This window comes from Kribbella sp. NPDC002412 (assembly GCF_053592935.1).
In genome coordinates this window covers 1-5,116 of sequence record NZ_JBSFBL010000126.1, presented here as the reverse complement: position 1 = coordinate 5,116, position 5,116 = coordinate 1, and the positions used below count along the sequence as shown (strand labels likewise).

Below are 5,116 nucleotides of genomic sequence, written 5' to 3'. Positions count from 1 at the left end.
CTCCCCCCCCTCTCTTCTTCCCTGTCTTTCTCTGTGTTTTTCTTTGTGTCTTCCTCTCGCTCTCCCCGCTCTTCACAAACGTTTCACCCACCTCACCACGACCCCCAGCCCCCCCCCCAGCCCGCGCCGCCGGCCCCCCCCCCCCACGACCGGGATGTCTGGTTTCGTCCACGCCTGCATGATCTGGAGCTTATTTGACGTCCTCCCCGCCGTGCACGACGGGGATTCCTTCCGTGCCACTCACGTGGCACTCCGGCGGGTTCCTGCTTCGCCGACAACTGCCGGACTCGTGTCCGGTCTTACACCGTCTCCACAGGCAGTCGCGGCCAGCCCGGCCGCCAGGATATTGCGCGCCGCGTTCTCATCGCGGTCGTGAACGGTCCCACAATCGCACCGCCACTCGCGGATACCGGGTGGCTTCTTGCCACCCAGCATTCCGCACACTGAACACAACTGAGTGCTGGGAAACCAGCGGTCCACTTTCGTCACCGCCCGCCCGTACCGGGCCGCCTTGTCTTCCAGCCTTCGGAGGAACTGGCCCCAGCCGGCGTCGTACACCGACTTCGCCAGCCTGGTACGACCGAGCCCGGCAATCGAGAGGTCCTCGACATGAACCGCTTGATTCTCACGGATCAGACGAAGAGCCGTCTTGTGGGCGTGATCTGCCCGGGCATCCCGGACCTTCCGATGCAACACGGCAACCCGACGACGCGACTTGCTCCGGTTGGCCGAGCCTTTCTGCTTGCGGGACAGAGCCTTGTGAGCCCGCGCGAGACGACGTTCGGCCTTGCGCAGGTGACGCGGGGTTCTCAACCTTCTCCGTTGTGCCGTCCGTGGCCGCGACGGTCGCGAACGTGGACAACCCGAGATCCAGGCCGGCCTGACGCTGGACCTTCGGCAACGGAGTACCTGCAACCTCCACCACGAACGACGCGTAGTAGCGCCCATCCGGCTCCATCATGACGGTGACCGACGACGGGACGGACGGCAACGCCCTGGACCAGCGGACCTTCAATTCACCGACCTTGGCCACGTACAGCCGCTCGCCACGTAGCGAGAACCCGTTGCGGGTCAGGCGGAGGGCCTGGCGATTGGTCTTCTTCCGAAACCGAGGCCGCCCCATCCTCCGATTCTTTCGACGCCCGGACCGCGAGTCGAACCAGTTCGTGTGCGCTCGGCGTGCGTCGTTACACGCCTGGACGAGCGCTACCGACGGCGCTTCCGAGAGCCAGTTCCGTTCAGGAGTGGTCTTCGCCAGCGTCACCACACGCCGCTGAATCTCGCTGTCAGTGAGCTTCTCACCCGCGGCACAGGCCATCCGGCGCAGCAGCAACGAATCATTGAACACCACGCGGACACAGCCGAACACCCGTGCCAGCGCCTGCCTCTGCGGCGCAGTCGGGTACACCCGGTACTTGTAGCGAACGATGCTCACGGAACGTGAGACTATCCGTGGCCCCAGACAGTTTCTGCCGAGAGAGCGCGCATCGACATTTCTCTTCGGCCCAACACCAGCGGCTACCCTGCCCAGACCCTTTCGGCGTACGCGGCGAAGCTCGTCGGCGGCCGGCCGAGGAGCCGCTGAATGTCGGCGGTCGGGGTCGTCAGGTGGCCCTCGTGCATGATCTCGAACATCGCGTTCAGCTCGGTCGCGGCCTCTTCGGGCCAGCCGATGGCCAGCAGCTCGGAGCGGTACTGCGCCTGCGTCAGCGCCACGTACTCGATCGACCGGCCAGAGACCTTGGCGACGACGTCCACCGCTTCGCCGAAGGTGATCGACTCCGGTCCGGACAGCTCGTAGATCCGGCCGTCGTGACCTGACGACGTCAGGACGGTCGCTGCGACCTCGGCCACGTCCTCGACGTCCACGAACGGTTCCCGGACCTCCCCGGCCGGAAGGGCGAGCCGGCCTGCGAGCAGGGGTTCGTGCCAGAGGTCCTCGTCGAAGTTCTGGGCGAAGTTGTTCGCCCGCAGGATCGTGCAGGCCACACCGGACGCCTGCACCGCGCGCTCCGCCTCGGCCATGCCCGCGCCGAAGCGTCCGGCCGCCTTGTCCATGCCACGTCCGGACAGCGCGACGAAGCGCCGTACTCCGGCATCCACTGCCTGGGCGACGAACGGCTCGATCACCGCGGGATCCTCGGGCGCGATCAGGTAGACCGCGTCGATCCCGTGTACGGCGGGCGCCCACGTGCTCCGGTCGGCCCAGTCGAAGCGGGTCTCGCTCGACCGCGACGCGGCCCGTACGTCGGCGCCCCGCTCCCGCAGCCGGGCGACCATCCGGCGGCCGGTCTTACCTGTTGCCCCTAGCACCAAAATCGTCATGGTCCGAGTCAATCCGGCCGCGCCCGCCGAACCCATGGGCGACCGGACCGCGAGCATGTTCGTACGGCCCACCTATCGTGGCTGCGTGGATCCTCTCGACGACCTGCTGCGCGGCCTGCGCGCCGAGGGCGCCGTCCTCGGTACGTCGGTCCTCGCCCCGCCGTACGCGCTCCGCTTCGTCGACGGCGCGGCCCTGACCCTGTGCGCACCGCTGCTCGGCGACGGCTGGCTGGTCGTCGAAGGCGCCGAACCACGCCTGATCCGGCCGGGCGAGACCGCGGTCGTGCGCGGTCCGGCCAAGTTCCTCTTCACCGACGATCCGGCGCGATCAGGCCCGGCTCTCGACGTGTACTGCGACGGCCGGGTCGACTCGCCCGGACCGGTCGACGACGGCACCGTGCTGCTCGCTGGCGCGTACCACGTCCGGCAGGAGCTCCCCCGGCGGCTGCTCGACGAGCTTCCGCCGCTGGTCGTCATCACCGAGGACCACGACTGCGCACCGCTGCGCGACTACCTGCAGGAGCGGATCGCCGCCGGCGCACTCGGCCGGCACGTCGGCCTCGACCGGCTCCTCGACTGGCTGATGGTCTGCACCCTGCGCGACTGGTTCGAGGGCAACCCGCCGCCCTGGTACGACGCCCTCGGCGACGACGTGGTCGGCCCGGTCCTGCACGCGATGCACGGCTCCCCCGCGGCCGGCTGGACGCTGGCCGGCCTGGCCGAGGTGGCGACCGTGTCCCGAACGACCTTGGTACGACGCTTCACCGAGCTGATCGGTCAGGCGCCGCTGGCCTACCTGACCGAGCTTCGGATGACTCTCGCGGCCGATCTCCTGACCGAGCCCGGCGCGACCGTCGCCACGGTCGCCCGCCGGGTCGGGTACGCCGACGCCTTCAGCTTCAGCGCCGCCTTCAAACGTGAACGCGGCGCCAGCCCCAGCACCTACTTGACCGGTCAGAAAGCCGGCCAGGGAATCGCCGGCCAGTCGTCGCTCGGGTAGGGGTAGACGCCGGTCTTCAGCAGCGTGGCGCAGCGCTCGCGGGTCGCGGTCAGCTCGACCGCGGTGATCAGCTCACACAGCTGCTGCCCGAGACCGCCGGCGAGTTGGTCGGCCAGCTTGCGTACGTCGTCCAGGAGGTCGGCCGGGATCGGTTCACCGGCCCAGCCCCACAGCACCGTCCGCAGCTTGTCGTCAGCGTTGAAGGTGACGCCGTGGTCGACGCCGTACACCCGGCCGTCGCCCGGGTTCAGCACGTGCCCGCCCTTGCGGTCGGCATTGTTGACCACGGCATCGAACACGGCCATCTTCCGCAGCGCGTCGGTGTCGGCGTGCACCAGCGTCACCGGGTTGTGCCGGCCGTCGAGCGCGTCGAGCACTCCGATCCAACCCGCCGGCACCCGGCCCTGCGGCACGATGTCGACCAGCTCGGTCTCGCCCGGACCGAGCTCGGCCTCGTCGATCCACAGCTGCACCATGCCCTCGCCGAGCGGCCCGTCCCGCAGCAACGTCGGCGGCACCACCGACCAGCCGAGCGCTTCGGAGACGACGTACGACGCGTACTCGCGCTGCGCCAGCGTGCCGTCGGGAAAGTCCCACAGCGGACGCTCGCCCTGGACCGGCTTGTAGACCACCGTCGCGGACTCGTCGCCCAGGCTCACCGAGCCCTGGAACGTGCCGTTCGACGCCGCCACCAGGCGGCCGTGCAAAGACAGCTCCCCGGAGGCGAGCAGGTCCTGGTCGATCATTCCGGCAGGTGCCTGCGGTAGCCGTTGGCGCGCGGGCAGATGTGCCCGTCGGGATCGATCGGCCGCCCGCAGAACGGGCAGCTCGGCCGGCCGGACGCGACCAGCGCGACCGCCCGCCGGGCGAACGCGCGGGCCTGCTCCTCGCTGATCCGGACGATGAACACCTCGGCGTCCTCGGAGTCCATCGCGGCCTGGACCGGGTCGGACTCCTCGAGCTCGGCCTGCTCGCCGGTGACGACCGCGAACACCTCGATCACCACCCGCTCGGCGTCGGCCTCCCAGGCCAGCGTCATGGTGCCGGCCCGGAACTCCTCCTCGATCGGCTGCTCGAGCGGATCGGTGTCGTCGATCCCCGCCGGCGTCACCGGGTCCCGGTCGAACCGCCGGGCCACCTCGTCCAGCATCACGTCCAGCCGCTCCGCGAGCGCCATCACCTGTTCCTTCTCACAGGCCACCGACGTCAGCCGGGTCCCGGCCCGGGCCTGCAGGAAGAACGTCCTCGCACCGGGTTCGCCCACGGTGCCCGCGACGAACCGGTCCGGGTCGTCGTAGGAATGCACAACACGCGCCATACCTAGACCCTATTACCGTCCGCCGACCACTGCGTCCGAGGACTGCTTCTTGGTCCGGCGCGACTTCGGCTGCGGCTTCGGGACGAGCGACTCCAATTCGCTGCCGGAATCGTTCAGCCGGACCAGGAACGGGCGGGTCTTGGTGTAGGTGATGATCGTCGTCGTAGCCGTGTCCACGACGATCCGCTGGAACGTGTCGAGGTGCTGCGCGAGCGCGTCCGCGACGATCGCCTTGATCACGTCGCCGTGCGAGACCGCCACCCACAGCGCGCCTTCCCCGTGGCTCTGCGCCAGCGCCGCGTCATGGCTTCGTACGGCGTCCACCGCGCGCTGCTGCATCGCCCGCATCGACTCGCCGTTCGGGAACGTCACGGCCGACGGATGCTGCTGCACGACCGGCCACAGCGGGTCCTTCATCAGCGCCGGGTGCTGCTGGTCGCGCTCGGCTCGATGGTGATCGGGTCGTTGCTGTG

6 protein-coding genes and 1 pseudogene are annotated in these 5,116 nt (G+C 69.2%); 1 reads left to right on the top strand and 6 read right to left on the bottom strand.

The annotated features are described in order from the left end of the window. Window positions 1–240 precede the first annotated feature (240 nt). The 3 genes and pseudogenes from ACWCOV_RS41455 to ACWCOV_RS41445 all read right to left on the bottom strand — a co-directional run bounded on the left by ACWCOV_RS41455 (window position 241) and on the right by ACWCOV_RS41445 (window position 2,325). Window positions 241–948, bottom strand: a complete 708-nt coding sequence (locus ACWCOV_RS41455) for an RNA-guided endonuclease InsQ/TnpB family protein (protein ID WP_449834870.1) — start codon at window positions 946–948, stop codon at window positions 241–243. Further along, a pseudogene (locus tag ACWCOV_RS41450) lies at window positions 875–1,369 on the bottom strand (RNA-guided endonuclease InsQ/TnpB family protein); the annotation flags it as partial. The gene ACWCOV_RS41455 and the pseudogene ACWCOV_RS41450, both read right to left, overlap by 74 nt. 149 nt (window positions 1,370–1,518) lie before the next feature. After that, complete coding sequence (locus tag ACWCOV_RS41445; RefSeq protein WP_449834869.1) at window positions 1,519–2,325, bottom strand: NmrA family NAD(P)-binding protein; 807 nt, start codon at window positions 2,323–2,325, stop codon at window positions 1,519–1,521. A gap of 85 nt (window positions 2,326–2,410) precedes the next feature. On the opposite strand from ACWCOV_RS41445, the gene ACWCOV_RS41440 reads away from it, so the two are divergent. Further along, entirely contained in the window at window positions 2,411–3,325 is a 915-nt protein-coding gene (locus ACWCOV_RS41440) for an AraC family transcriptional regulator (protein WP_449834868.1), read from the top strand. On the opposite strand, the gene ACWCOV_RS41435 is transcribed toward ACWCOV_RS41440, so the two are convergent. The 3 genes from ACWCOV_RS41435 to ACWCOV_RS41425 all read right to left on the bottom strand — a co-directional run. Continuing rightward, window positions 3,280–4,071, bottom strand: a complete 792-nt coding sequence (locus ACWCOV_RS41435) for an SCO1664 family protein (RefSeq protein WP_449834867.1) — start codon at window positions 4,069–4,071, stop codon at window positions 3,280–3,282. The genes ACWCOV_RS41440 and ACWCOV_RS41435 overlap by 46 nt on opposite strands. Continuing rightward, window positions 4,068–4,643 (bottom strand): DUF3090 family protein, encoded by a 576-nt coding sequence (locus tag ACWCOV_RS41430; protein WP_449834866.1) that lies wholly within the window; start codon window positions 4,641–4,643, stop codon window positions 4,068–4,070. Before ACWCOV_RS41430 ends, ACWCOV_RS41435 begins: the two co-directional genes overlap by 4 nt. 12 nt (window positions 4,644–4,655) lie before the next feature. Continuing rightward, a partial coding sequence (locus tag ACWCOV_RS41425) for a histidine phosphatase family protein (protein ID WP_449834865.1) occupies window positions 4,656–5,116 on the bottom strand: 461 nt, incomplete at its 5' end.